General features: G+C 65.4%; 19 protein-coding genes. 12 read left to right on the forward strand and 7 right to left on the reverse strand.

Annotated features, from left to right (window positions below; genetic code table 11):
* Window positions 1–256: 256 nt before the first annotated feature.
* The 3 genes from GXY33_04760 to GXY33_04770 all read right to left on the reverse strand — a co-directional run bounded on the left by GXY33_04760 (window position 257) and on the right by GXY33_04770 (window position 3,154).
* On the reverse strand, window positions 257–724 hold the full coding sequence (locus tag GXY33_04760) for a hypothetical protein (protein ID NLX04438.1): 468 nt from the start codon (window positions 722–724) through the stop codon (window positions 257–259).
* Between the two features lie 266 nt (window positions 725–990).
* Complete coding sequence (locus tag GXY33_04765) at window positions 991–2,358, reverse strand: hypothetical protein (GenBank protein ID NLX04439.1); 1,368 nt, start codon at window positions 2,356–2,358, stop codon at window positions 991–993.
* A 25-nt stretch (window positions 2,359–2,383) separates the two neighbouring features.
* Window positions 2,384–3,154 carry an AAC(3) family N-acetyltransferase gene (locus GXY33_04770; protein NLX04440.1) on the reverse strand — a complete coding sequence of 257 codons (771 nt, stop codon included), beginning with the start codon at window positions 3,152–3,154 and terminating at the stop codon, window positions 2,384–2,386.
* Between the two features lie 101 nt (window positions 3,155–3,255).
* On the opposite strand from GXY33_04770, the gene GXY33_04775 reads away from it, so the two are divergent.
* The 12 genes from GXY33_04775 (at window position 3,256) to lexA (ending at window position 17,171) form a co-directional block, all read left to right on the forward strand.
* Window positions 3,256–4,113: a sugar phosphate isomerase/epimerase gene (locus GXY33_04775; GenBank protein NLX04441.1), complete on the forward strand. Its 858-nt coding sequence runs from the start codon at window positions 3,256–3,258 to the stop codon at window positions 4,111–4,113.
* A 219-nt stretch (window positions 4,114–4,332) separates the two neighbouring features.
* On the forward strand, window positions 4,333–6,303 hold the full coding sequence (locus tag GXY33_04780; GenBank protein NLX04442.1) for a cation-translocating P-type ATPase: 1,971 nt from the start codon (window positions 4,333–4,335) through the stop codon (window positions 6,301–6,303).
* Between the two features lie 207 nt (window positions 6,304–6,510).
* Window positions 6,511–7,611, forward strand: coding sequence for a lipopolysaccharide heptosyltransferase II (gene waaF, locus GXY33_04785; protein ID NLX04443.1), 1,101 nt, complete (start codon window positions 6,511–6,513; stop codon window positions 7,609–7,611).
* Window positions 7,612–7,614: 3 nt separating this feature from the next.
* Window positions 7,615–8,616 carry a sugar kinase gene (locus GXY33_04790; protein ID NLX04444.1) on the forward strand — a complete coding sequence of 334 codons (1,002 nt, stop codon included), beginning with the start codon at window positions 7,615–7,617 and terminating at the stop codon, window positions 8,614–8,616.
* A complete protein-coding gene (locus GXY33_04795) occupies window positions 8,609–9,112 on the forward strand; it encodes an adenylyltransferase/cytidyltransferase family protein (protein ID NLX04445.1) in 504 nt (167 codons plus the stop codon). Before GXY33_04790 ends, GXY33_04795 begins: the two co-directional genes overlap by 8 nt.
* An 89-nt stretch (window positions 9,113–9,201) precedes the next feature.
* Window positions 9,202–10,929 carry a hypothetical protein gene (locus GXY33_04800; GenBank protein ID NLX04446.1) on the forward strand — a complete coding sequence of 576 codons (1,728 nt, stop codon included), beginning with the start codon at window positions 9,202–9,204 and terminating at the stop codon, window positions 10,927–10,929.
* Window positions 10,926–12,083: a glycosyltransferase family 4 protein gene (locus GXY33_04805; GenBank protein ID NLX04447.1), complete on the forward strand. Its 1,158-nt coding sequence runs from the start codon at window positions 10,926–10,928 to the stop codon at window positions 12,081–12,083. Before GXY33_04800 ends, GXY33_04805 begins: the two co-directional genes overlap by 4 nt.
* A gap of 38 nt (window positions 12,084–12,121) precedes the next feature.
* Window positions 12,122–12,787, forward strand: a complete 666-nt coding sequence (gene plsY / locus GXY33_04810) for a glycerol-3-phosphate 1-O-acyltransferase PlsY (protein ID NLX04448.1) — start codon at window positions 12,122–12,124, stop codon at window positions 12,785–12,787.
* Window positions 12,784–14,193: a tRNA uridine-5-carboxymethylaminomethyl(34) synthesis GTPase MnmE gene (mnmE, locus tag GXY33_04815; protein ID NLX04449.1), complete on the forward strand. Its 1,410-nt coding sequence runs from the start codon at window positions 12,784–12,786 to the stop codon at window positions 14,191–14,193. Before plsY ends, mnmE begins: the two co-directional genes overlap by 4 nt.
* A gap of 34 nt (window positions 14,194–14,227) precedes the next feature.
* The gene (locus GXY33_04820) at window positions 14,228–15,742 is read left to right on the forward strand and encodes a hypothetical protein (protein ID NLX04450.1); all 1,515 of its coding nucleotides are present in this window, start codon (window positions 14,228–14,230) and stop codon (window positions 15,740–15,742) included.
* Between the two features lie 67 nt (window positions 15,743–15,809).
* Window positions 15,810–16,454: a DUF4136 domain-containing protein gene (locus GXY33_04825; protein NLX04451.1), complete on the forward strand. Its 645-nt coding sequence runs from the start codon at window positions 15,810–15,812 to the stop codon at window positions 16,452–16,454.
* Between the two features lie 90 nt (window positions 16,455–16,544).
* Window positions 16,545–17,171 carry a transcriptional repressor LexA gene (gene lexA, locus GXY33_04830; GenBank protein NLX04452.1) on the forward strand — a complete coding sequence of 209 codons (627 nt, stop codon included), beginning with the start codon at window positions 16,545–16,547 and terminating at the stop codon, window positions 17,169–17,171.
* Between the two features lie 19 nt (window positions 17,172–17,190).
* Here lexA and GXY33_04835 read toward each other — a convergent pair whose 3' ends face one another.
* The 4 genes from GXY33_04835 to GXY33_04850 form a co-directional block, all read right to left on the reverse strand.
* Window positions 17,191–18,831, reverse strand: a complete 1,641-nt coding sequence (locus GXY33_04835) for a hypothetical protein (GenBank protein NLX04453.1) — start codon at window positions 18,829–18,831, stop codon at window positions 17,191–17,193.
* On the reverse strand, window positions 18,815–20,764 hold the full coding sequence (locus tag GXY33_04840) for a motility associated factor glycosyltransferase family protein (GenBank protein NLX04454.1): 1,950 nt from the start codon (window positions 20,762–20,764) through the stop codon (window positions 18,815–18,817). Before GXY33_04840 ends, GXY33_04835 begins: the two co-directional genes overlap by 17 nt.
* A complete protein-coding gene (gene larA / locus GXY33_04845) occupies window positions 20,761–22,086 on the reverse strand; it encodes a nickel-dependent lactate racemase (GenBank protein ID NLX04455.1) in 1,326 nt (441 codons plus the stop codon). Before larA ends, GXY33_04840 begins: the two co-directional genes overlap by 4 nt.
* Window positions 22,087–22,109: 23 nt before the next feature.
* Window positions 22,110–22,309, reverse strand: a 200-nt coding sequence (locus GXY33_04850; protein ID NLX04456.1) for a CPBP family intramembrane metalloprotease, incomplete at its 5' end; no start/stop codon positions are given.

The raw sequence follows: 22,309 nt of genomic DNA on the forward strand, positions 1-22,309 counted from the left end.
ACGTCGCCGGAGGCGACGCGCGGGCGGGGGAAGGCGGATGGTCCCCGCCGGATAAAGATAGCATGGGTTTGCTCTGGAGGCAAATCGGCGTTTTTGGGGGCGCAGGCAGAAACGCCGATAGGGATTTCTATAGAAGCTCAGGAAGCGGGCCAGGAATATAGGCGGATGGTTGGCGAGGGATCGGAGGATGGTGCGTCGGGACGACGCACCCTACCCATTGTCCGCGGGGTCCGCGTGTTCCGTGCCCGATCGGCTGCTACGCGTTGCGGCGTTCGTTCATTCTTGATATCAAGCGGCGCGCCAACGTCAGGATCAGAACGGCAACGATGGAGAAGTAGATTCCCATCATGGTGGAGGACAGGACGTAGGCCGTCCATGATCCATTTTTCGACAAGGCCTTGGCTATGCTGGGGTACGAGCCTACCGACAGCACGAAGGCCAGAACGGTCCCGATCGCCAGCGTGCCGAGCCAGACAGATCGGCGGACGCCAATTCCGTCCAGAAGGCGGCCGAAACCCGCCATGATCAGCGAACCGACCAGAGCAACGCTGATCGGCCATAGCGGATTGTGTATGTCGCCGAACGAAACGAAAAAGGCGATCCATGTGCCCGGCAGCGATCCGTACGCCCAGAGACCGTATTCGTCACCTGGAAACCTGAACTGGAGCAACGAACAGATTCCCCAGAGCAGAGGTATCAGCCATGTGAAGAACAGCTTCTTCATGCCTCGCATTATACGCAGCGGCTCGTCGGATTCCAGAGGCGAACGGCTGAAGAGCGGCACGGAGCACGCGCGACACGCGGAGGGGAGAAGACATGAAGAATGGAATACAGGGAACCCCAAGACGCAAAATGAGGAGTTGGTGAATGGATCGGCAGATGGTGCGTCGGGACGACGCACCCTACCCGTTCTTCGCTTTTCCGCGTGGTCCGTGTGCTCTATGCTGATTTTTCTCTGGAGGATCAGTTCAGCGCGGGCGGCGCGGTCGTTCAGGTGAGTTGTTGTTGAGCTCGGCGGTAGATGTTGTTGAGGTCGCGGGCGACTTCGGCGGGCAGGGCGAACTGGTGGTCGGCGAGTTTCTTTTCGGCGATGGCGCGGGCGCGGTCGGCGACGGAGGGCTGGCCGGCTTCCCGCCAGGCGCCGAGGCTCTGGTGGTCAAAGAGCGGCGGGAACCAGTAGGTGTCGCGGAAGTGTTCGAGCGTGGCAGGGTGGGCGAGGAATCCGCCGTCGGCGACGCCCTGGGCGATGATGTCGAGGAACTGCTCCTGTGGGCCGACGTCGTAGCCGCGCAGGACGCGGGCGACGAAATCGACGATTTCGCGGTCGATCACGAGCTGGACGGGGCTGAAGATCTCATCCTGCGAGAGGCTGCCGGCGTAGCGGAAGTGGCGTGCTCCGGCGAGGGCGGTGACCATGACCTGGGAGAGTTTTTCGGCTCCGGCCTGGGCGTCGGGCGCTCGGGCGGTGCCCATCAGGGCGTTTGGACCGATGTCGAAGCCGAAGTAGTTGGCGATCTGCATGGCGGAGAGCATCAGCAGGAGTTTTTCGGCTGAGCCGAAGCTGACCGTGTTGTGTCGCAGGTCGTACGGGTAGAGGTTGATGATGCCCGGACTGGGGTCGCCGCCGAAGACGAGGCAGCTCAGCACGACGCCGCCGAGGAATTCGGCGAGGGCCTGGACGATGGCGGCGGGGAAGAAGATGGGGGCGGTGGCCCCGACCATGGGCATGGCGCTGAAGTTGACGCGGACGCCGCGGTCGCGGAAACGGAGGAAGAGATCGAGCTTGGCCGGATCGACCTTCAGGGGGGAGATGATCACGGTTCCGCCGAGGGCGAAGGTCCGGCCGGCGGCCTGAGCCATTTCATAGACGAATTCCGCGGGTTCGGGGTCATAGAGGTATCCGCCGGAGAGGCGGCGGCTGTTTTCCCAGCAGATCTTGGTCATGGCGACCTGGCGGAGCCTGGGCGGGATGTCCTGTGGCTCGACGGGGGTCTCGCCGCTGAAGTCGAGGGCGTCGGCGAGTTTGACCATGCGGACGGCGTCGCCGGTGGTGGCGGGACGGATCGTCCCGTCGTAGTCCATCACGTTGAGGCAGTAGACGCCGGCCCCGGCGGTGAGGGCGGTGTCGGCGGGTGGCGTGTAGGGCCGTTTGAGCGTGCAGCGGTTGACCACGTCGGCGGCGAAGTGGGCGCGGGCGCCGCGGATGGTGACGCCGTCGTGTTCGGCGAGGATTCGCAGGGTCGGTTCATGCGAAATGTCCAAGCCGATGGTGGCGAGGACGTCGAGGGCCTGTTCGTGCAGCGACTGGATTTGCTGAGTGGTCAGGCCTCCCGCGAGGCTCCAGGCGATCCTCGACATGGCACACCTCCGTTGGATTTGGCGATCAGGTCTTCTCGTCGGGCTTGCAGAGGAACCGCGGCTGATCCTTGAGAATGTTGAGCACGCGATCGACGGTGGGCTTGGCCCGGAGCACGCGGATCTCGGCGTCGCCGATCTTGCCGATGGTCAGGATGCCTTCCTCCAGGAGGATCGGTTCGAGGACGGGATACTGGCGAGCGGTTCGCCAGAGGTGCAGGTAGGCGGTGACGCGGCGGACCCGGCCGGAGGTGTCGGTGACGGCGGCGGTGGCCGGTTCGGCCTGCATGTGGTAGTCGACCTGGGCCAGTTCCTCGACGCCGTGGAGCAGCGTGCAGGACGACAGGCTGACACCCAGGAAGACGACCTTGCCGTCGAGTTCGACCAGGCGCAGGTAGGGCGAGTCGGGTCCGCAGGGGGTCTGGCAGGTGTGGTGGTCTTTGGTGAGATACTCAGCGTGCGGTCCGATGGCGGCGACGGAGTGGGTTGGATGCAGGCTGCGGACCGCTTCGGGCCGTTGCCGGAAGGTCTCCGGAATGATGCCTGTCCAACAGGGGGTTTCGCGGACGTCGAAGACGGGCGGATTGGCGGCGTTGTGGTCAGCGGCGCCGGTCAGGGTGGGCGCCATGACGGTGCCGTTTGGGCCGACCGCTTCGAGCAGGGCGTCGATAACGGTCTCGACCCCGCCTTCGACGCGGCCGAAACGTTTGAGCGAGCTGTGAACGAGGATCACGTCGCCGGACGAGACGCCCAGTTGCCGCAGCCCTTCGACGATGTCGCGCCGGGTTACCTGTGTCATGACTTGTTTCCCATCGGGTTTGACGGTTGCCCACAGGGGCGATCGGGGTTACATTATCGAACGACGACGGGTAAATCAAGCAGTACACTGGAGGCACGAGTATGTTCAAGGCGATCAACTACTGGACGTTCGGTCCGTCGGCCCTGGGCGGCGAATACGACATCGTCAAGGCGATGGAAGAGGCGAAGAACGCGGGTTATGCGGGGATCGAGCTGTGCCTGGGGTCCAAGGGCGAACTGACGTTCGACGCGAAGGAAGCCCAGTGCAGGGATCTGGTCAAAGCGGCCAAACGGATCGGGATCAAGATCTCCAGCGTGGCCAGCGGGGAGTACTGGGGCGTCTCGCCGACCAGCTCGAAGAAGTCGGTTCGCGACCGGGCGGCCAAGTACACCCGCAATGCCCTGCAGATCACCAAATGGCTGGGGACCGATGCGTTCCTATACGTGCCTGGCGCGGTCAAGCCGGAATTCGACCCGAAGGCTGAGGTGGTGCCGTACGGCGAGGCCTACGATCGGGCGCTGCAGCAGGCCAAAGCCGCCGCCAAGGTGGCCGAGAAGCTGAAGGTGTACCTGTGCGTCGAAAACGTCTGGAATTCGATGCTGTATTCGCCGGTGGAGATGCGGGACTTCATCAAGCGGGTGGGCAGCCGGTACGTGGGCAGCTACTTCGACCCGGCCAACGTGGTCGAGCACGGGTACGCGGATCATTGGGTGCCGGTGCTGGGCAAGCTGATCAAGCGAATCCACGCCAAGGACTACAGCCGGAAGGTCGGCGGGTTCCCCGAGGGCTTCAAGGTGGCGATCGGCAAGGGCGATACGCCGTGGGCGACCGTCCTGAAGCAGCTCAAGAAAGTTGGATACAAGGGCCCGCTCACAGCGGAGATCATCACCCCCGAGCCGATGCCGGGTCTGGTCAAACGGACGAGCCAGCAGCTCGACGGGATCATGGCAAAGGCTTGAAACGATTAGTTTTATGTTAATTTCGCTCGGCTGGGGGAGGGTCAATCCTCCAGCCGGCTTGTTTTGTCGCGGTTGGTCGGGCGGTGGTTGTCGGTGGGCGGGTTCGGCGGTATAATCCGAAACTCCATCGGGCGAACCCCGATGACGGCAGGAGCGTATGGTAACTGTTTGACACGGTGATACTGCGCAGGGATACTGAAGTTTTTCCAGGGAAGATCAATGGTTCACGATTATTTCTCCACCGAATCGGTCCAAGCGGAAACGGGACGGGCGTCGACGCTGCTGATCTGCACGCTGATGGGCGGCATGCTAGCCCTGAGTTCATTTGTCGCCGAATGGATCTATTCGGATCCGTTCTACAGTTCGATTCTGGCGGTGGCGGCGGCGCTGATGCTGGGGCTGCCGATCGTACTGGCGGCGTTCGCGGCGCTTTTGAAGGGCAAGCTGGACATGGACGTGCTGGTGGCCCTGGCGGTGGCGGCGGCGTTCGCGATCGAGTGGTATCAGGAGACGGCGATCATCGCGTTCTTCTTCCACATGTCGAACCTGATGGAGAAGCGGACGGCGTTGGGAGCGCGGGCGACGATCGAGTCGCTGATCCGGCTGACCCCCAAGACGGCGAACCTGGTGGATCGGCAGACGGGTAAAGAAACTGAAGTGTCAGTGAACCAGTTGCGTCCCGGGCAGGTGGTGCGGGTCCGGCCGGGCGACAACATCCCCGCCGATGGCGTGGTGATATCGGGGGACTCAAGTGTAAGTCAGGCTAATATTACTGGTGAGTCGTTGCCGGTGGACAAGCGGGTCGATGACGAGGTCTTTTCCGGGACGATCAACCTGACCGGTGCGATGGACATTCGCGTGAGCCGGGTGGGTGGGGATACGACGCTGGGCCAGGTCCAGAAGCTGATTTTGCAGGCCGAGCAGACCAAGATGCCGATCATGCGGATCATCGACCGCTACGCCCACTGGTACATTCCGGTGGTGCTGATGCTGGCGTTCATCGTGCTGTATTTCTCGCGGAACGCGGAGAACCCGTTCTTCCGGCCGATTGCGATGCTGATCGTGGCCTGTCCGTGTGCGTTGGTGTTGGCGACGCCGACGGCGATGGTGGCGGGTCTGGCGTCGGCGGCGCGGCTGGGCATTCTGATCAAATCGGTGACGGATTTGGAGTTGGCCCGCAACATCACCGCGGTGGTGCTGGATAAGACCGGTACTTTGACCACGGGCGAGTTGGCGGTTTCGCGGCTCAAGCCGGCTTCGGGCGTCGATAGCGCGGAGCTGGTGTCGCTGGCGGCGTCGGTGGAGCAGCAGAGCCGTCACCCGGCGGCCAAGGCGGTCACGGAGGTGGCCCGGAAGGCCAACGTGAAGCTTGCGGCGCCGGCGAGTTTTGAGGAGGTGACCGGGCAGGGCGTTCGCGGGACGATCGACGGCGGGGTCGAGGTGATGGTGGGCCGGCGCAAGTGGCTGGAGGGCCAGGGCGTGGGCCTGAGCTCGCTTTCGGGCGAGGAATTCCAGGAGCCCGAGGGCGTCAGCGTGCTGTACGTGGCGCGGAACAAGCAGTGCATCGGCTGGATCGGGTTGGAGGACCGGACCCGGGGCGAGGCCAAGTCGGCCCTGGAGCAGCTTCGGGCGTACGGGATTCGGCATCTGGCGATGGTGACCGGCGACCGCTGGACGGTGGCCCGTCGGGTGGCGGCGGAGATGGGCTGCACGGAGGTGCAGGCCGAGGTGCTGCCGCACGAGAAGCTGGAGCTGGTGGACCGGCTTCAGGCGGACGGGCACAAGGTGGCGGTGGTGGGCGACGGCGTCAATGACGCGCCGGCGCTGGCGGCGGGCGATCTGGGCATCGCGATGGGCGCTGCCGGGTCGGACGTGGCCATTCACAGCGCGTCGATCGCGTTGATGAGCAGCGACCTGTCGCGGCTGCCGTTTTTGCTGAAGCTTTCGCGGGCGGTGACCAACGTGGTGTGGCAGAACCTGGCGTTCGGCGTGGTGTTCATCGTGGGCGCGCTTCTGGCGGCGGCGCTGGGCCTGATCGGTCCGGTTCTGGCGGTGGTGCTGCACACAGCGGCGTCGGCGTTCGTGGTGTTCAACAGCGCCCGGATCGTGCGGTACGGCGAGGAGTTGGGCGTGCACGCCCCTTCGGCTTCGTTGCGCGGCGAACCGCGGGCGGCGCTGAGCGCGGCGTAAGGTCGCGTCAGAAAGCTTGAACGTCGGCGGACAAGATAGTACGCTTATATCGCGGCTGGCCTCGGTCAGCCGCGGAAGCGTTTTATGGCCGGGCGGTTGGCGTCGAGTCGGCGGCCGGTCCGGCGGCGGAAGACAGGCGTCGGTCCCGCAGGGCGCATCGGGTTTGTCGATCGCGGCTGGGACCGGTTGGCAAAGAAAGGATGAACGTTGACGTCGGAAGCGAATAATGTCCTGGTCGTGCTGCCGAACTGGGTGGGTGACGCGGTGCTGGCGGGTCCGGCTTTGCGGGCCCTGCGGGAGAGGTTCTCGGATGGGCGGATCACGTACCTGTTGCGGCCGTATCTGCGGGAGCTGCTGGGCGGGTGTCCGTGGTACGACCAGCTTCTGTACTGGCCGAGCCGCAAGAAGGGGATTCCCAAGCAGACGACGCTGAACCTGCTCAAGCAGCTTCGCGGGAACAAGTACGATCTGGCGGTGCTGCTGTCGAATTCGTTCCGGGCGGCGGTGACGATGTCGCTGGCGAAGATACCGCGGCGGGTGGGATACGACCGCGACGGACGAGGCATGCTGCTGACGGACAAGCTGCTGCCCGACCGGTACAACGGGCGTTTTCTGCCGATATCGGCGTTGAAGTACTACATGAGCGTGGCCGACTATCTCGGCTGCGATACGAGGAACCACCAGTTGGAGCTGTTTGCCGAGCCGCCGTTCGAGCAGGAGGTCGAGAGCCTGTTCGTGCGGCACGGGCTGGACAGCAACAAGGGCGTGGCGGTGATCAATCCCGGCGCTTCGTTCGGGGCGGCCAAGTGCTGGCCGGCCGAGCATTTCGCGGCGGTGGGCGATCACCTGGTCGAGGAGCACGACCTGCACGTGGTGATCGCGTGCAGCGGGCGGGAGATTCCGATCGCGCGGAAGGTGGCCTCGCTCATGAAGCACAGCGCGGTGGCGCTGAGCGATCCGGTGGTGGGATTGGGCACGCTCAAGTCTTTGATCAAGCGGTGCGGGATTCTGGTGACCAACGACACGGGTCCGCGGCACTTCGCCGCGGCGTTCGGGGTGCCGGTGGTGACGGTGTTCGGTTCGACCGATCCGCGATGGACCGAGACGCTGTACGTGCGTGAGCGGGCGGCGCGGATCGAGGTGGACTGCGGCCCGTGCATGAAGCGGGTGTGCCCGGAGAAGCACCACCGGTGCATGCGGGAGTTGAAGCCGGAGCGGGTGATCGAGCAGGTCCGCCAGCTTCTGGGCGATCGGTCGGCCCGGACGGAGCGGACGGTGGACGCGGCGTCGGCCGACGGCGGCACGTAGCCTATGGACAGGCGGCAACTGACAGCACTTACCGGTCGCTTCGGCGATTTGCGGGTGGGGGTGTTCGGGGACGTGGTCGCCGATTTGTACGTTACGGGGATTACCGACCGGGTCAGCCGCGAGGCGCCGATCATCATCGTGCGGGAGGAGTCGCAGGAGCTGATTCCGGGCGGGGCGGCGAACGTGGCGCGGAACATCGCGTCGCTGGGAGCGGCGGTCGAGCTGGTGGGCGTGACGGGTCGCGACGAGCTGGGATCGCGGCTGGCCGGGCAGCTCGGGGAGGCGGGGCTGGGGGTTTCCGGGCTGATCGGGTGGGACGACTACCGGACGGTGACCAAGACGCGGGTGATGGCCGGCGCGAAGCACACCGCGCCGCAGCAGGTGCTTCGGATCGACCGCGAGCCGGCGTCGGGCCCGGACGGGCCGCTGGAGCGCAAGCTGCTGTCCGCGGCGCGGTCGCTGGATCGGCGGATCGACGCGTGGGTCATCAGCGATTACGGTTATGGCGTGGTGACGCCCGGCGTTCGCGAGTGGTTCGGCAAGGTCGCCGCATCCAAGCCCGTGCTGGCGGATTCGCGGTACCGGATTCTGGAGTATTGCGGCCTGACCGCGATCAAGCCGAACGAACAGGAAGCGTTGGAAGCCTCGGGTCTGCACGATAACAGCGAGAAGGGGCTGGTCGAGGCGGCGCGGCGGCTTCAGCGGCGGACGCGGGCCGGCTCGATCGTGATGACGCTGGGCAACAAGGGGATGCTGGTCTATCGCGGTCCGCGAAGCTGGCGGTTCGTGCCGGCGGTGGGAACGGACCAGATTGTGGATCTGACCGGCGCGGGCGATACGGCGGGGGCGGCGCTGGTGACGGGTCTGGCGGCGGGGGCCGACGTGTTCCAGGCGGCGATGCTGGCCAACTGCGCGGCGTCGGTGGTAGTGATGAAGCAGGGCTGCGCGTGCTGCACGCGGGCCGAACTGATGGCGATTGTGGAAAGACACCTGAGCGATGAGTAGATCGAGGAACGGCAAGATCGTATTGGACCGCGAGGCGCTGTTGGAGCGGATTGAGACGCTGAAGCGGGAGGGCAAGCGGGTCGTGTTCGCCAACGGCTGCTTCGATTTGTTCCACGTGGGGCACATCCGGTATCTGGAAGGGGCGTCGCGGGAGGGCGATGTGATGCTGGTGGCGTTGAATTCGGATGAGTCGGCGCGGGCGTTGAAGGGTCCGGAGCGTCCGGTGATGCCGCTGGTGGAGCGGATGGAGATGGTAGCGGCGGTCGAGTGCGTGGATATGGTGACGAAGTTCGAGGGGACCGACTGCGCCGATCTGCTGAAGATGCTGAAGCCTGACGTGCACGCCAAGGGCACCGACTGGAGCGCCGAGACGATTCCGGAGCGGGACATCGTGCGCGGGTACGGGGGGCGGATCGCGATCGTGGGCGATCCGAAGGACCATTCGTCCAGCGGGTTGCTGGAGGAGATCAAGAAGCGGGGCCTTAAGCCGAACTGACCGCCGCATCGGCCGATCGGTGGCGGAGGGTATAGAATTGACTGCGGCAGTCGCGGCGATCGACGCAGGGGTTGGGTCTGTAGCGAAATATGGCTGAGTACGTCACCATCAACCGGAAATACCTGGCCTACCTGCAGCAGCAGGAGCTGCTGGACCTGCGGCGTCTGCTGGCCTGGTCGGACGGCGCGATGGTCGGGGAACACGGTCCGCGGCAGGTGCTGCGGGTCAGCCCGCCCGACCTGGTTCCGCCGTCGCCGTGGTATCTGCGGAAGGACCGGCGGGTGGCGTGGCGCGAGATCCTCGGCGACCTGGTCCGGTTTCGCCGGCCGCGAAGCCGGTGTTTCAAGACATTTCGCGCGCTGGAGTGGCTGGAGGAGGCGAGGATCCCGACGATGCGGCGGGTGTGCCTGTTCGAGCGGCGTCGGTGGGGCGTGCCGGTGCGGGCGGCGTGCCTGGTGACCGAGGCGCCCGGGCGGGACCTCTACAAGCAACTGCTGGCATTCGGGCGGCCGACGCAGCGGACGGATAACCTCTGGTCGCGGACGCAGTTGCTCCACGAGCTGGGCCAGTTTCTCTGGCGGTTCCACCGGGCGAATCTGCGGTGGCCGGACATGGTGGCCAAGCACGTCTACGTCGAGCCGACCCACGAGGCGAGGCCGGAGTCGCCGCTATGGAGCTTCTCGCTGATCGACGTGGAGAACATGCAAAAGGGCCTGAACGGCCGCGAGCGTCGGCGGCAGGTGGACCAGCTTCTGCGGAGCCTCCGGGGTCTGCTGACCGCGACGGACGTGCTGCGGATCATGGTCGGGTACGTGGGCGCGTCGAGGATTTCGGCGCGGTCGGTGCGGCGGCGTCTGCTGGCGCGGTTCTTTCCCGACGGTATGGCGTGGATCGAGCGGGCCCGTCGCGAGCGTCGGTTGCTGGCGCATTTTCCAAGCGATCGGCCGCTGCCGGAAGAGGAGTGGTACGAGCGGGACGGCGTGATGACGGTCAACGTGCGGTTTCGCGAGCACCTGGCCAAGCTGCACCTGACGAACCCGGAGGATCTGCTGTACTTCGTGGGCGGCAGGGAGCTGCACAAACCGGGACTGAACGGCCGGTACCGTTATCGCTTCGAGATTCCCGACCAGAACGGCCAGAGCACGTGGCTGTATCTGAAGCGGACGAACCGTCCGGGCTTGCGCGACCAATTGGACCGGATCCGGTGCGCGGGATTTGGCCGATCGATCTGCCACTACGAGCGGGCGATCATCAAGCGGCTTTCGCTGCTGCGGATACCGACGCCGGTGGTGGCGGCGTGGGGCGAGAAGATGGTGGGCGGCTACGAGCAGCGTTCGGCCCTGTTGACCGAAGGGATCGTGGGCCAGCCGCTGGAGCGGTTCGTGCCGAAGTACTTCATCCGCACGCCGGAACGCTTGGAGCTGCGCCGTCGGCGCGGATGGGTGCGGCAACTGGCCGAGTTGATCGGACGGTTTCACCGGGCGGGCTATTGCCACCGCGACCTGTACCTTTCGCACATCTTCATCAGCCTCGACGAGGCGGGCGAGCCGATTTTTCATCTGATCGACCTGGCGCGATGTTTCAAGATGGGCATCGTGAGGCGGCGCTGGCTGGTCAAGGACCTTGCGGCGCTGAACTATTCGTCGCCGTCGGTGATCAGCCGGACGGACCGGATGCGGTTTTTCCTGCGGTATCTGGGGGTGAGCCGGCTGGAGCCGAAGCACAAGGCGCTGGTCCGGCGGATCGCGGCCAAGACGGCCAGGATCGCCGCGCACGACCGCAAGCACCAACGGCGAACGGTGGAACGGAGACTATGAAGACGGCGCTGGTGATCGAACAGATCGACACGAGCCGCGGCGGCGCGGAGCATTCAAGCCTGGAGATGGCCTCGCTACTGGCGCGGCGCGGGCTGGAGGTGACGCTGGTCACACGGTGGGCATGCCGCGTGCCGCCGAACGGCTTTGAGATTGTGGACCTGGCTCCGGACATTCCGGAGCGGTTCGTGCCGCTATGGAGTTTCCTGTCCGATGCGGATGCGTATCTTTCGCGGCGGGAGTTCGACGTGGTGCACGCGGTCACGCCGGTGCGCCGGGCGGACGTGTATCAGCCGCGCGGCGGACTGATCGCCGAGACGTTCGCGCGGAACGTGGCGCGGCGCCAGGGTTTCTCGGCGGCGTTGAAGCGCCTGTTCGGGCCCAACGGCCGGCAGCGCCGGCTGCAGCGGATCGAGCGGTATCTGGCCGCCGAGAGCGAGTGCCTGTTCCTGGCGGTCAGCGACTACGTGCGGCGGCAGTGCATCGAGCACCTGGGACTGCCCGGGTCGCGGATTCGCGTGATCTACAACGGCGTGGACGCTGAGCGGTTGCAGCGGCCGATCGATCCGCAGGAGATCGCGAGGCTGCGGTCGCTGTTCGGCGTTCGCGACGATCAGGCGCTGGGTCTGTTCGTGGCGAACAACCTGAAGCTCAAGGGGATGGACCTGGTGATCGCGGCGCTGGAGCGTCTGCGGCGGAGCGATCCGCCGGCGTTCGACCGGCTCAAGGTCGGCGTGGTGACCAGCGCGGATTTCCGCGGGTATCAGCAGCGGGTCGAGCACCTCGGCCTGGGCGATCGGTTCCGGTTCATCGGGCCGGCCAAGGAGATTCACCGCGTCTACGGCTTGGCCGATTTCCTGCTGCATCCGACGTGGTATGATCCGTGCAGCCGCGTGGTCCTGGAGGCGATCGTCTGTGGATTGCCCAGCGTGACCACGCGGTTTAACGGGGCGGCTGAGATCGTTCGCGAGGCGGACTGCGGCATGGTGCTCGATGAACTGACGGTCGAGGCGGTTGCCTCGGCGATGGTCGCGATGATCGGCGCGGAGTATCGCAGGCGGCTGGCGGCGAATTGCGGTCGGGCGGCGGACCGGGTGACCATGGCCCGGCACGTCGATGAGTTGGTCAACCTGTACAAGGAGCTGGCGGAACGATGATGCCTCCGGCGGAAATTTCGGCGGTTCACCTGTGGGTGATGGCGGCGGGTCTGACCGCCGCGGGTTACTTGTTCGGATCGATCCCGTTCGGTCTGCTGGTGGGTCTGTGGAAGAACGTGGATATTCGCACCAAAGGGTCGTGCAACATCGGGGCGACCAACGCGGGGCGGGTGCTGGGCAAGCGGTACTTCTACATCGTGCTCCTGCTGGACCTGCTCAAAGGGTTTGTGCCGACGGCGGCGGCGGGATTGTGGCTGCGGCTCAATGGGTTTTTTGAGCACAGTCCGGTGGTGGGCACGACGATCTGGCTGGCGGTGGCGTTCGCGGCGGTGGCCGGGCACAACTGGCCGTGCTGGCTGGGCTTTAAGGGCGGCAAGGGCGTTTCGGCGAGTCTGGGCGTGGTGCTGGCGATCTATCCTTACTACACGTTTCCGGGCCTGGCGGCGTTTGCGATCTGGATCGTGGTGGTGGCGGTCACGCGGTACGTGTCGATCGGATCGATCGTGGCGGGCTTGGGGTTTTTGATCGGACTGGGGCTGCTGTTCGCGTTTCATCCGGCGTGGCGGATCGGCGACCACTGGCCGCTGGCGGCGTTCGCGGCGGTGATGGTGGGCCTGCTGATCTTCCGCCATCGGACCAACATCGCGCGGCTGCGGAGCGGGACGGAGAACAAGTTCATGGCGAAGGCCGAAGGGGCATCGTGACGCGATGGACGCTGGAGAGCACGATCTTCGCCGCCGCGACGGTATTGCAGCCGGCTTTGCGGGCGATCGTGCGGATCAGCGGATGCCGGACGCGCGACGCGGTGGCGCGGCTTTTTGTGCCGGATGACGGCGACGGCGGGTTTCGCCGATCGGTGCGGCCGGGCGTGCTGAAGGTCGAAGGCGATGTGGCGGTCCGGGCGTGGCTGTGGACGTTTCCCGGTCCGGACAGTTACACCGGCGAGGACATGGCTGAGATTCACGTGCCCGGTTCGCTCGCCCTGGTGCAATTGATCGAGGGGCGGCTCATGCGGGAGGGTCTGGAGCCGGCGGAGCGCGGCGAGTTTACCGCGCGGGCGATGCTGTTGGGCAAACTCGAATTGACGCAGGCGGAGGCGATCAACGCGCTGGTGCAGGCGGAGAACGACGCCCAGATCGAAGCGGCGCTGACGCTTCTGGCGGGCCGGCTGCACCGGTCGCTGGAGGATGCGTACGAGCGGCTGACCAATCTGGTCGCCGACGTCGAGGCCAACATCGACTTCAGCGAAGAGGAGATCGAGCAGGTCTCGCTGCCGCGGGCGATCGAACGGATCGACGGCCTGGCCGGCGAGTTGGACCGGCTGTTGGCGACGGCGATCGACGCCGAATCGCTTTCGTCGCTGCCGCGCGTGTTCCTGGTCGGGCCGGCCAACGCGGGCAAGAGCTCGCTGCTGAACGCGCTGACGGGCGTGGATCGGGCGATCTGCTCAGCCATTCCGGGCACGACGCGGGACATGCTGACCGCGGTGTGGCGATACGAATCGCGCGAGGTGCAACTGGTCGATACAGCCGGGCTGATCGCCGAGGCGGCCGATGCGGTCACGGCGAAGGCTGTGGCGCGGACGCAGCGGTTTCTGGCGACGGCGGACCTGCACCTGCTGGTCTTCGACGCGACGGACGATGCCGAGCGGGCGCTGGCCCTTCTCGAACCGCTGGCGATCGACCGCGGGCGGAGCGTCGCGGTCATCAACAAGATCGACCTGGTCTCGCCGCAGCGGATCGCGGGGTTTGAGAATCGCCTGGCCGGACGGTATGATAGGGCCGCAAGGACGTCGGTGCGGAGCGGCGAGGGCCTGGACCGGTTGGCCGCGCTGGTGTTCGAGTGGCTGGGGCAGAGCTGCCTGAGCGTCTCGGCTGGGCAGTTCGCCCTCAATCGTCGGCAGCGCCACGCCATCGGCCGGGCGCGCGACGCCCTGGCGGCGACATGCGGTGAGGCGCGGACGCTGGCGGCTGAAGGCGGCGGATTTGGGTACGAGATCATCGCAGCCGGGCTGCACGAGGCCCTGCGTGGACTGTCCGAACTGCTGGGAAAGGATGCCACCGACAATGTCCTCGATAACATCTTCTCGCAATTCTGCATCGGCAAATAACCGTTCGCGGCGAATGCTCGCGGCGGTTCTGGCCGTGTCAATGCTGATCGCGTTGCCGGGTCGTGGAGCGGGCCAGACGTCCAAGCCGCCGACGTCCGAGCCGACGGGCCTCAACCGTGACATGCTCTCGCTGCTGGGCGGCGACGTGCTGGCCGTCTATTCGTATTCGCCGGTGGAGTCCGGTCAACAGTTCGGCCAGTCGATGATGGGGCTGCTCAGCGCCGCCGGCATGCTGGGCGTGTTCAAACCCGATCAGCAGGTTCTCGCCGACACGGTTTCGGTGATCGCCGAGTTGAGCAAGTTCCCGCACGTGCTGGCCCTCTTCGACGTGGCGAGTCAGCCGACCGGCGGCGAGGGGTCGTTCCGGCTGGACCATTTCTCGATGGCCCTGCTGGTCCAGGGCGGCGACTACGCGGCGCAGCTTTCGCTGCTCAAGAAGACCATCGATCATTACTTTGACAGCGAGAACGCGACGATCTCATGGGTGGGCGAAGGGGCGGCGCGGCGCCAACGGCTGGTGATGCACCACATGCCCGAGTGGGATGTCTGGGAGTGGGGACAGGTGGGCGACCTGTTCGTCTTTACCGTCGGGCCGGGCGCGTACGAACGGATCATCGCCAACGCCGCCGCGGCCGATCAACCGGGTCGCCTGACGGATGTCCCGATGATCCAGCGGGCGGAACTGCACGACCAGGAGATGGACCATCGGCTCTGGCTGTTGTACTTGAACGTGCAGGAACTGGACCGCAAGCTCCAGCCGGTGCTGGGCGAATACTACGATCAGGTGTTGGCGGCTTTGAAGTTGAGCCTCGGGGACGAGGGCAACGCCAGGCAGGTGATCCTGACCGCGGGCTATCGTCAGCGGGCGTTTGTCAGCAAGCTCTATACCGCCTGGCCCGACCGGGCGGAGTACGGGTACCTGACGATCGGATTGGAGAAGGGCGATCCGCTGCTGGCTCTGGTTCCGCCGGAGGCGACGTCGTACGCGGTGGCGTCGGCGAAGGTCAGCGACATTGTGGCGTGGGCGACCAACAGCTACCTTTCCACCCGCAACCCGCGGCGACGGGAAAGGATGGTGGCCAATTACGAGCGGGTGGTGGCTGAGGCCGGACTCGATGATGTCTACGCCCAGCTTTTCGACCACCTGGGTCCGGAGGTGATCATCCACGACTGGCCGGCGCATCCGTTCAACTGGCCGTTCGCCAAGACGATCCTGGTCTCGCACGACGGCAGCCTGGAGGTGCGCAAGGTCTGGCCGCGGGTGATGGGCGTGTGGCAGCGGCTGTTGAACATGCTGAACGCTCCGGAGCCGAACGAGACGGGGTTGGAGTCGGCGTCGTGGGGCGAGTCGCTGTTCCAGCTTCAGTTGAACCGGACGGAAGAGGGGATCTGGTTTCTGCACGTCGGGCCGCTGGTGCTGGCGGCGGGGGCAATGACCGATCAGCATCTGGTGATCAGTTGGTCGGCGCCCGCGGTCGCGCACAACATGGCGTACCTCCGGAAGATCGAGATGCCGACGAGCCGCCCGGCGATCATCCCGGCGCCTTGACGGGCCGGACGTATGCTCCTGTCGCCGACGTGGTATAATGGCGCCGGCGAACGACAGGAGACTGGCCATGAAGAGGCTTTGGGGACTCTGTGCGGTGTTGCTGGCGGGCGGCTGCTCGCAGGTGAGCATGGAGTCGTTTACCGATCCGGATTTCCGCGAGGCGACGTATCGGCGGGTGATGGTGGCCGCGGTGTTTCCGGACCTGGACCGTCGCCGGGCGGCGGAGGCGGCGTTTGTCCGCGCCATGGCGGAGTCGGACGCCGAGGCTGAAGCGTCGCTGGAGTATCTGCTGCCGACCCGGCAATACAGCGACGACGAAGTCCGCGAGATCCTCTTGCGGCACAATTTCGACGCGGTGCTGACGGTTCGGCGGACGGAACGCTGGCAGGAGGAGGAACACGTTCCGGGCCCCGGACCGTACTACTATCGTCCTTACGGGACGCTGGGCGCGGACATTTTCTACTATCGCGGAGGGTTTGGCTTCTACGAGCCGTACCCGTACGACCGCGGATACACGGTGACCGAAACGCACCTGCGGCACGAGATCAACTTGTACGATGTGGCCTCAAAGCGGATGGCGTGGATCGCCACGTCACACGCCACGATCGACGACCCATCCGACCTCAAATCGCTGTACAAGGCCTTGGCGATGGAGGCGGTGGAGCGGCTGATCGAAACGGGATTGGTGCCGCTGGCCGTGGCGGCCGAGTGACTTCGACGGCTTGGCTGGAAAAATCCGGGTTTTCGCTTGCTACCGAACTTATGTTAGGTTACAATGTCTGCCGACGACGGAGGGTTCGGCATGACGAACAAGCGAAAGGGCCAGTTACCCTCGCCCAAGCAATTGGAATTGCTCAACTTAATGACGCAGTTCCAGCGGGATCGCGGGTATTGTCCGAGCATGGACGAGATGGGGCAGATGCTCGGGGTCAGTAAGGTCACGGTCTATCAGCACGTTCGGGCGCTGGAGCGCAAGGGGTTGATCACGCGGCTTCGGCATAAGGCCCGGTCGATCCAGGTGGTGGCGGATAAGGCGCCGGCTGCGGCGCCGAAGTCGGGTTGGTCGCTGCCGCTGATGGGCAACATCGCAGCGGGCACGCCGATCGAGGTCTACGAGGTGGCCGACGCCATTGACCTCGAGCAGTTCTTCGCCCATCCGGAGCGGATATACGCCCTGAAGGTCGAAGGCGAATCGATGATCGACGAGCAGATTCGCGACGGCGACTACGTGGTGGTTGAACCGCGGCGCGAGGCGACGCAGGGCGAGACGGTGGTGGCCCGGCTGCCGGACGGCGAGATCACGCTCAAGAAGTTTTTCCGGGAGAAGGGCCGGGTGCGTCTGCAGCCGGCCAACGCGAACCTCAAGCCGATTTACACCAAACAGGTGGACATTCTCGGTGTGGTGATCGGGCTGCTCAGGAAGTACTGAGGGCGGCGGATCAGGGTCTCTACGGCCGGTGCCATTGGGTGCACTTGGCGCAGAGGGAATTGGAGTCGTATCGGCCGCTGCGGTGATCGCTGCGCAACTGGCCGAGCGGGCCGTTGTGCCACAGGTCGGTCAGCGGCTTGTCGCCGAGATTTCCAGCGGGGTTGGCAGCGAGGAAATCGACGTCGCAAAGCGGAACCGTGCCGTCGGCGAGGACGGTCATGCGCGACCAGAGGCGGCGGCAGGGCCGCCGCTGCGGACCGGCCATCGAGCTGACGGCCAGGTCGGCCAGTTGGCCGGCGTAGTCGCAATAGCCGGCGATCACCGCGGCGCCGACCTTGTTGAGCCATGTGTCGTAGAATGGCTCCATCAGGTCGAGGGTCTCGTGCGTCTTGAGCATCTCGGGCACGACCAGCGGCAGCGGCTGGCGGCGCTCGTGGCGCGAGCGGATCAGCCGTTCAATTCCCGCCAGAGCGTCTTCGTAGCAATCTTGGCCGAAGGCCTGGGCATAGCGTTGGCGATCCGGCACATCGAGCAGGACGGACACGATATCGATGGGCAGATCGACCAGCATGTCAGCCGTCGGTTCGTCGAGCAGGCCTGTCGTGTTCAGGCAGATGCCCCAGACGCCCGCGTTGTGCAGATCCTGGACGATTTCGGCGAACCTCGGATGCCGCGTCGGTTCGCCGAAACCGCCGAGACAGACCAGCAGATCGTCGCACTCAGCGGTCAGCTTTGCGATCTGATCGATCAGCCGGCCGGCGTCGATCGGGCCGCGCGGCCCAGGCGCCGGACGAATCGATTTGGGCGTCGGCCAGCCGGCGACGAGTTCGGCTTCGATCTCATCGGGCCAGCGGCTCAGGTGGGGCAGGCCCTTGTCGCGGACCCACCGGCAGATGCGATCGGCGCCGAGTTCCTCGTCGGTCAACTCGTCGAGCATGGCCTCGATCAGGCCGAGCGACCGCTTGTTGTCGCCGATCAGGCGAACCGGCGTCTGGATCACCGCCGGGTCGATCACGATGTTGCATGGTTTGGCGATGATATCGGGTTTGGGCGCGTCCGGCCGATAGACCAGGGCTGAGCCCAGAAGCTGGCTGGTCTGGCCCATCTGACTGAGCAGGTCGGCGGCCACGACCACGCCGGAAAGGCCCGGCGGGGCCTGCGTGAAGAACAGCTTGTACTCGTCGCGGTACTGGCGGTAGTGGGCGATCTGGCGCGAGAGCAAGTGCGGATCGACCACGACGGCGGAGGCGGGAACCGAAAGCACCGCTTCGGCGCGCGAGGCCTTGGCCACCTCGTGCAGCACCGCGGGCAGGACCTCCTCATCAAAGCCGCACGCGCCGAGCAGCCCGCCTCGCCAGCAGGTCTTGGCCCACTTGCGAGAGGCCTGGACGCCCGGCCAGTAGCGCGGCGGGTCGAACCGGGCCTTCAGGATTTCCGCCCGCGTCCCGGCGACCAGGCGGCCGATGATCTCTTCGTGTTCGGGCTGGCAGAAGACGACGATGCCGGCGGCGCCTTCGACGCGTTCCAGGCGGCGGATCGTCCGGCGGAGCACCGGCTCGCCGCGCAGCGGGCGGTCGAGCTTGGCGGGCAGTCCCATCGGCGAACGATCGGGATCGGCCCAGACGGCGATCACCACGCGTGAGTCATTTTCCGCCGTCATCGGCTGCTCCCTCGGCTTGCTTCGCCTCAATGCGCGACAGGCCGTCGCGCAGGACTTTCTCCAGATCGTCGCAGCCGCGGACCACCGCCTCGACGAACTCGACGTCGCGCTGAAGCTGGCGGCGGGCGCGCTCCGCGCCCTGCTCGCGCGACGCCTGGTTGATCCGGTCGCTGCGGAATCGCCGCAGGTCGGCCAGGGCTGAAACGTCGCAGACCATCCGCAAAATGCGGTGGTGCATCGAGACCTTCGAGCGGATCTGGTCGATCTTGACGATCCGTCGGTTGAATTCCTCCGGCCGGTCGAGCAGGCCTTCGAGCTGCTTGAGCAGTCCGACCGTCTCTTCCGAGAGCTTGCGGAATTCGTCCACTTCTTCCAGACGCTTGCCTAACTGCTCAGCGGCCTCGGCGAGACGCTGCGGCTCGTACCATGTCTGATCCTTCAGGTAGTTGAATCGCTGCGGATCGATCGGGCGGGTGCAGTGGCGGTCGATCGCCTCACGCAAGGTCATCGGCTCGGCGCCGAGTTTCTTTGCTCCGCCCTCGGTGGCGTCGATGACGGTGGTGCGGGTCTGGGCGAAGTCGCGCTCGAACTGCTGGAGGTAGGTGAACATCTGCTCGTCGGTGTAGATTTCGCGGCCGTCCTGATCCTGGACCTTGCGGAGGATCGAACGGTGGCGGACGATCCGCTCCCACTCCTTCATCTCGATCGTGGAAAAGCGGTTCAGTTCGACCGACCACATGTCGTGCATGGCGTTGCCGGGCGAGTAGTACATGTTGCCGCCGAAGGCGAGGTCCTGGCCGATCAGAATGACCGGATCGGCCCCGATGAACTCCGCCAGGTAGAACGCCAGGTGGGCCACCGTGCTGCCCGCGGTGATGCCGATCCGCTTGCGCGCCGCCGGCCCGAGGCACTGTTCGGCGAAGTCGTTTTTGAGCAGGCTGATCTTGCCGCGAAAGACGTCGGGCACCTTCCAGTTGACCTTCGGCTCGGCCACCAGGTGGATGTCGCTGAAGTCCTCGATGCCCTCGAAGAAACGGCACGAGAGTTCGTGATAGTCCAGCGACACGACGAAATCCGGCGGCACGCCGAGTTTCAGCAGCGTCTTGAGCGTGGTCTGGACGGCGATGATGACCGCTTTGCCCTTGGCCTCCTTGAGCAGATCGATGTTCTTGGCCAGCGACGGACCGGCTGAGACGATGATGGCGGGGTATCCGGCGAAGCGGCCCTTGAGCGTGTCGGTGCTCGGGCAGCCGTGGTAGGCCCAGAGGTTGTTGACGACGTTTTCCTGGGTGATGCGGCTGTTGCCGATCAGCGTGACGAACGCCATCCGGGCGAAGGCCATGTAGTCGGCGATGAACGAACGCATCTGGGTGTGGAACTCGGCTTGCCACTGCTTGGTGTAGGTCAAAGCGGCCAGTTCGGTGCCCAGCGTCATGGTGGCCGAGTGGCACGTCAGCCGCTTGTGCAGCAGGGCCTTGTCGAGCCGCTCGATCAGGACCAGCCGTCCGCGCTTGATCGCGTCGGCGAAGTCGAGGTTGCCCAAGGCCGCCCGGATGACCGAGGCTTGAGGCTCCAGGACGATCACCACCGTCTGATCGCTGGTCCGGTCGAGGATCTCCCTGACTTGGTAACCCAACCCGAACCCGGAGACGAAAAAGACGAAGTTCTTGTCGAGGTCGAGGCGGTCGACGAAGGTCTTGGCCTCCGCCGCCGGGTCGTAGCGGCTGTGAAGGAAGATTTCGCGGCCGTCTTCGAGTCGGACGCGGGCGGTGGCCTGGCCGTTTCTGGCCGGCAGCAGTTCGAGACGCGGATCGTCGGGCAGATTGTCGAGGGTCTGGGCCAGCGCCAGGTCGATCCGGTACAGCGCCCGGAAATTCCTGACCAGGATATCGGCCTTGAGTTGTTCTCCGCTTGCCGCCTCGGCGACTGTCATCCGTGACCCACTCTCGGCAGTATGTACGGCCCTCGCGGCAGCACCGCGACCCGCGAGGTCTGTTGCGACGTTCGTTCGACCAGTGCCTTCACCGCTTCGGCGGCGTCCCGCCGGCCCACCAGATCGAAGGCGGGCGTCACGTGGCACCGCCGCTGATCTTCGACGTCGATGCCGTCGGCGACCAGGACTAGGCCTTCACGGCTGGTCTTCTCCAGCACCCGCGTCTGCAACTGGAATTCCCACTGGTCCTTTTCGACCCGATCGCGGGCGAAGATGTCCCGCAGGAATCGTTGGTAGTCATCGGCATACTCGAACATGATTCTTCGACAATTATCGGACCCAAAGCCTTGCCGGCACCCGCTGACCGTGATGACGGTTCCGCCCTGGCGGACGAAGTCGCCGCCCGCGACCATGCCCTTGACCGTCTGGTAAAAGGTGGTGTCCAGCGGATAGCCGCCGCCGGAGACGAAGACGGTATCGAAGCGCTCGGGGACGGTCACAGCCATGTGCTTTTCGACGAAGCGAACGCCTTCGGCGTGAGCGGCTTCGAGGTCGCCGGTGAAAATGCCGGTGATCTGGCTATCCGCATCAACTGTAACGTTAAAAATGAAGTCTGGCTTTGCGATTCGGGCCACTTCGAGGGCCTCTCGATGGCAGGGGTTGCCGTCCAGGATACCGGTTGCCGTGCGGGGATCGGCCACGAAATGCGGGCCGTGGAACTTCTGGACCGTGTCCAGGTCGACCAGTCCGGGACAGATCGATTTGCGGCCGCCGGAGAACCCAGCCATCAGGTGCGGTTCGATGAACCCGGTCAGGATCCGCAGGCCCGCGTTGGCGTAGACGGCGTCGATCTGAACCGCGGTGCCGCTGCTGGTGCGGGCTTCGAGGGCGACGAGGGTCTCGGGGGCGTCGGCCCGGTGGTCGACGATCCGGTACCGATCGAGGATCGTCTGGCCTACCAGTTCGACGTGCTCGGCCCGGGTCGAGGGCCGGTGCATCCCGGTGGCGACGAGGATGACGATTTGTTCTTTCGTAAATCCCGCTGTCTCCAGGGTTTCCAGGATGATGGGGAGGAACAGGCGGTTGGGCACGGCCCGCGTGATGTCGGAGATGACCACCACCGCGCCGCGCGACCGGTCGGCCCGGCGGGCCAGGTCCAGCAGCGGCGCGGCGCCGATGGGCACCGCCAGGGCCTGCCGCACGGCTGGGTCGATGTCCGTAATCGCGGGTGGGTCGTGGGGCTCCAGGATCGCCCACTCGGCGGGCACGTCAAACTCGATCCGCGACCGATCGTAGAGCAGGTAGGTCTTTTTCGAGGGCATGGGAGGTCCTATCCTTCTGTCCGCTATCCGCCCAGCAGGATCGCAAGGATCGTCTGGGCCGGCTGGTAATCCTGCAGGAATTTCTGGAGGTCTTCATTGAACGCCAGGGTCATGTTGATCGTGTTGAACGCCGCGTGGGCGAGGATCGGAGCGATCAGGCTGCCGCGGTAGATAAACAGGACGGAGAACACCAGCGAGACCAGGGCGATCTGCACGACCGCGA

The organism is Phycisphaerae bacterium, from assembly GCA_012729815.1.
Classification (GTDB): Bacteria; Planctomycetota; Phycisphaerae; order JAAYCJ01; family JAAYCJ01; genus JAAYCJ01.

Coding starts and splice junctions, on each gene's coding strand:
- GXY33_04760 (NLX04438.1), bottom strand. CDS start 724: ATGAAGAAGCTGTTCTTCACATGGCTGATACCTCTGCTCTGGGGAATC.
- GXY33_04765 (NLX04439.1), bottom strand. CDS start 2,358: ATGTCGAGGATCGCCTGGAGCCTCGCGGGAGGCCTGACCACTCAGCAA.
- GXY33_04770 (NLX04440.1), bottom strand. CDS start 3,154: ATGACACAGGTAACCCGGCGCGACATCGTCGAAGGGCTGCGGCAACTG.
- GXY33_04775 (NLX04441.1), top strand. CDS start 3,256: ATGTTCAAGGCGATCAACTACTGGACGTTCGGTCCGTCGGCCCTGGGC.
- GXY33_04780 (NLX04442.1), top strand. CDS start 4,333: ATGGTTCACGATTATTTCTCCACCGAATCGGTCCAAGCGGAAACGGGA.
- GXY33_04790 (NLX04444.1), top strand. CDS start 7,615: ATGGACAGGCGGCAACTGACAGCACTTACCGGTCGCTTCGGCGATTTG.
- GXY33_04795 (NLX04445.1), top strand. CDS start 8,609: ATGAGTAGATCGAGGAACGGCAAGATCGTATTGGACCGCGAGGCGCTG.
- GXY33_04800 (NLX04446.1), top strand. CDS start 9,202: ATGGCTGAGTACGTCACCATCAACCGGAAATACCTGGCCTACCTGCAG.
- GXY33_04805 (NLX04447.1), top strand. CDS start 10,926: ATGAAGACGGCGCTGGTGATCGAACAGATCGACACGAGCCGCGGCGGC.
- plsY (NLX04448.1), top strand. CDS start 12,122: ATGGCGGCGGGTCTGACCGCCGCGGGTTACTTGTTCGGATCGATCCCG.
- GXY33_04825 (NLX04451.1), top strand. CDS start 15,810: ATGAAGAGGCTTTGGGGACTCTGTGCGGTGTTGCTGGCGGGCGGCTGC.
- lexA (NLX04452.1), top strand. CDS start 16,545: ATGACGAACAAGCGAAAGGGCCAGTTACCCTCGCCCAAGCAATTGGAA.
- GXY33_04835 (NLX04453.1), bottom strand. CDS start 18,831: ATGACGGCGGAAAATGACTCACGCGTGGTGATCGCCGTCTGGGCCGAT.
- GXY33_04840 (NLX04454.1), bottom strand. CDS start 20,764: ATGACAGTCGCCGAGGCGGCAAGCGGAGAACAACTCAAGGCCGATATC.
- larA (NLX04455.1), bottom strand. CDS start 22,086: ATGCCCTCGAAAAAGACCTACCTGCTCTACGATCGGTCGCGGATCGAG.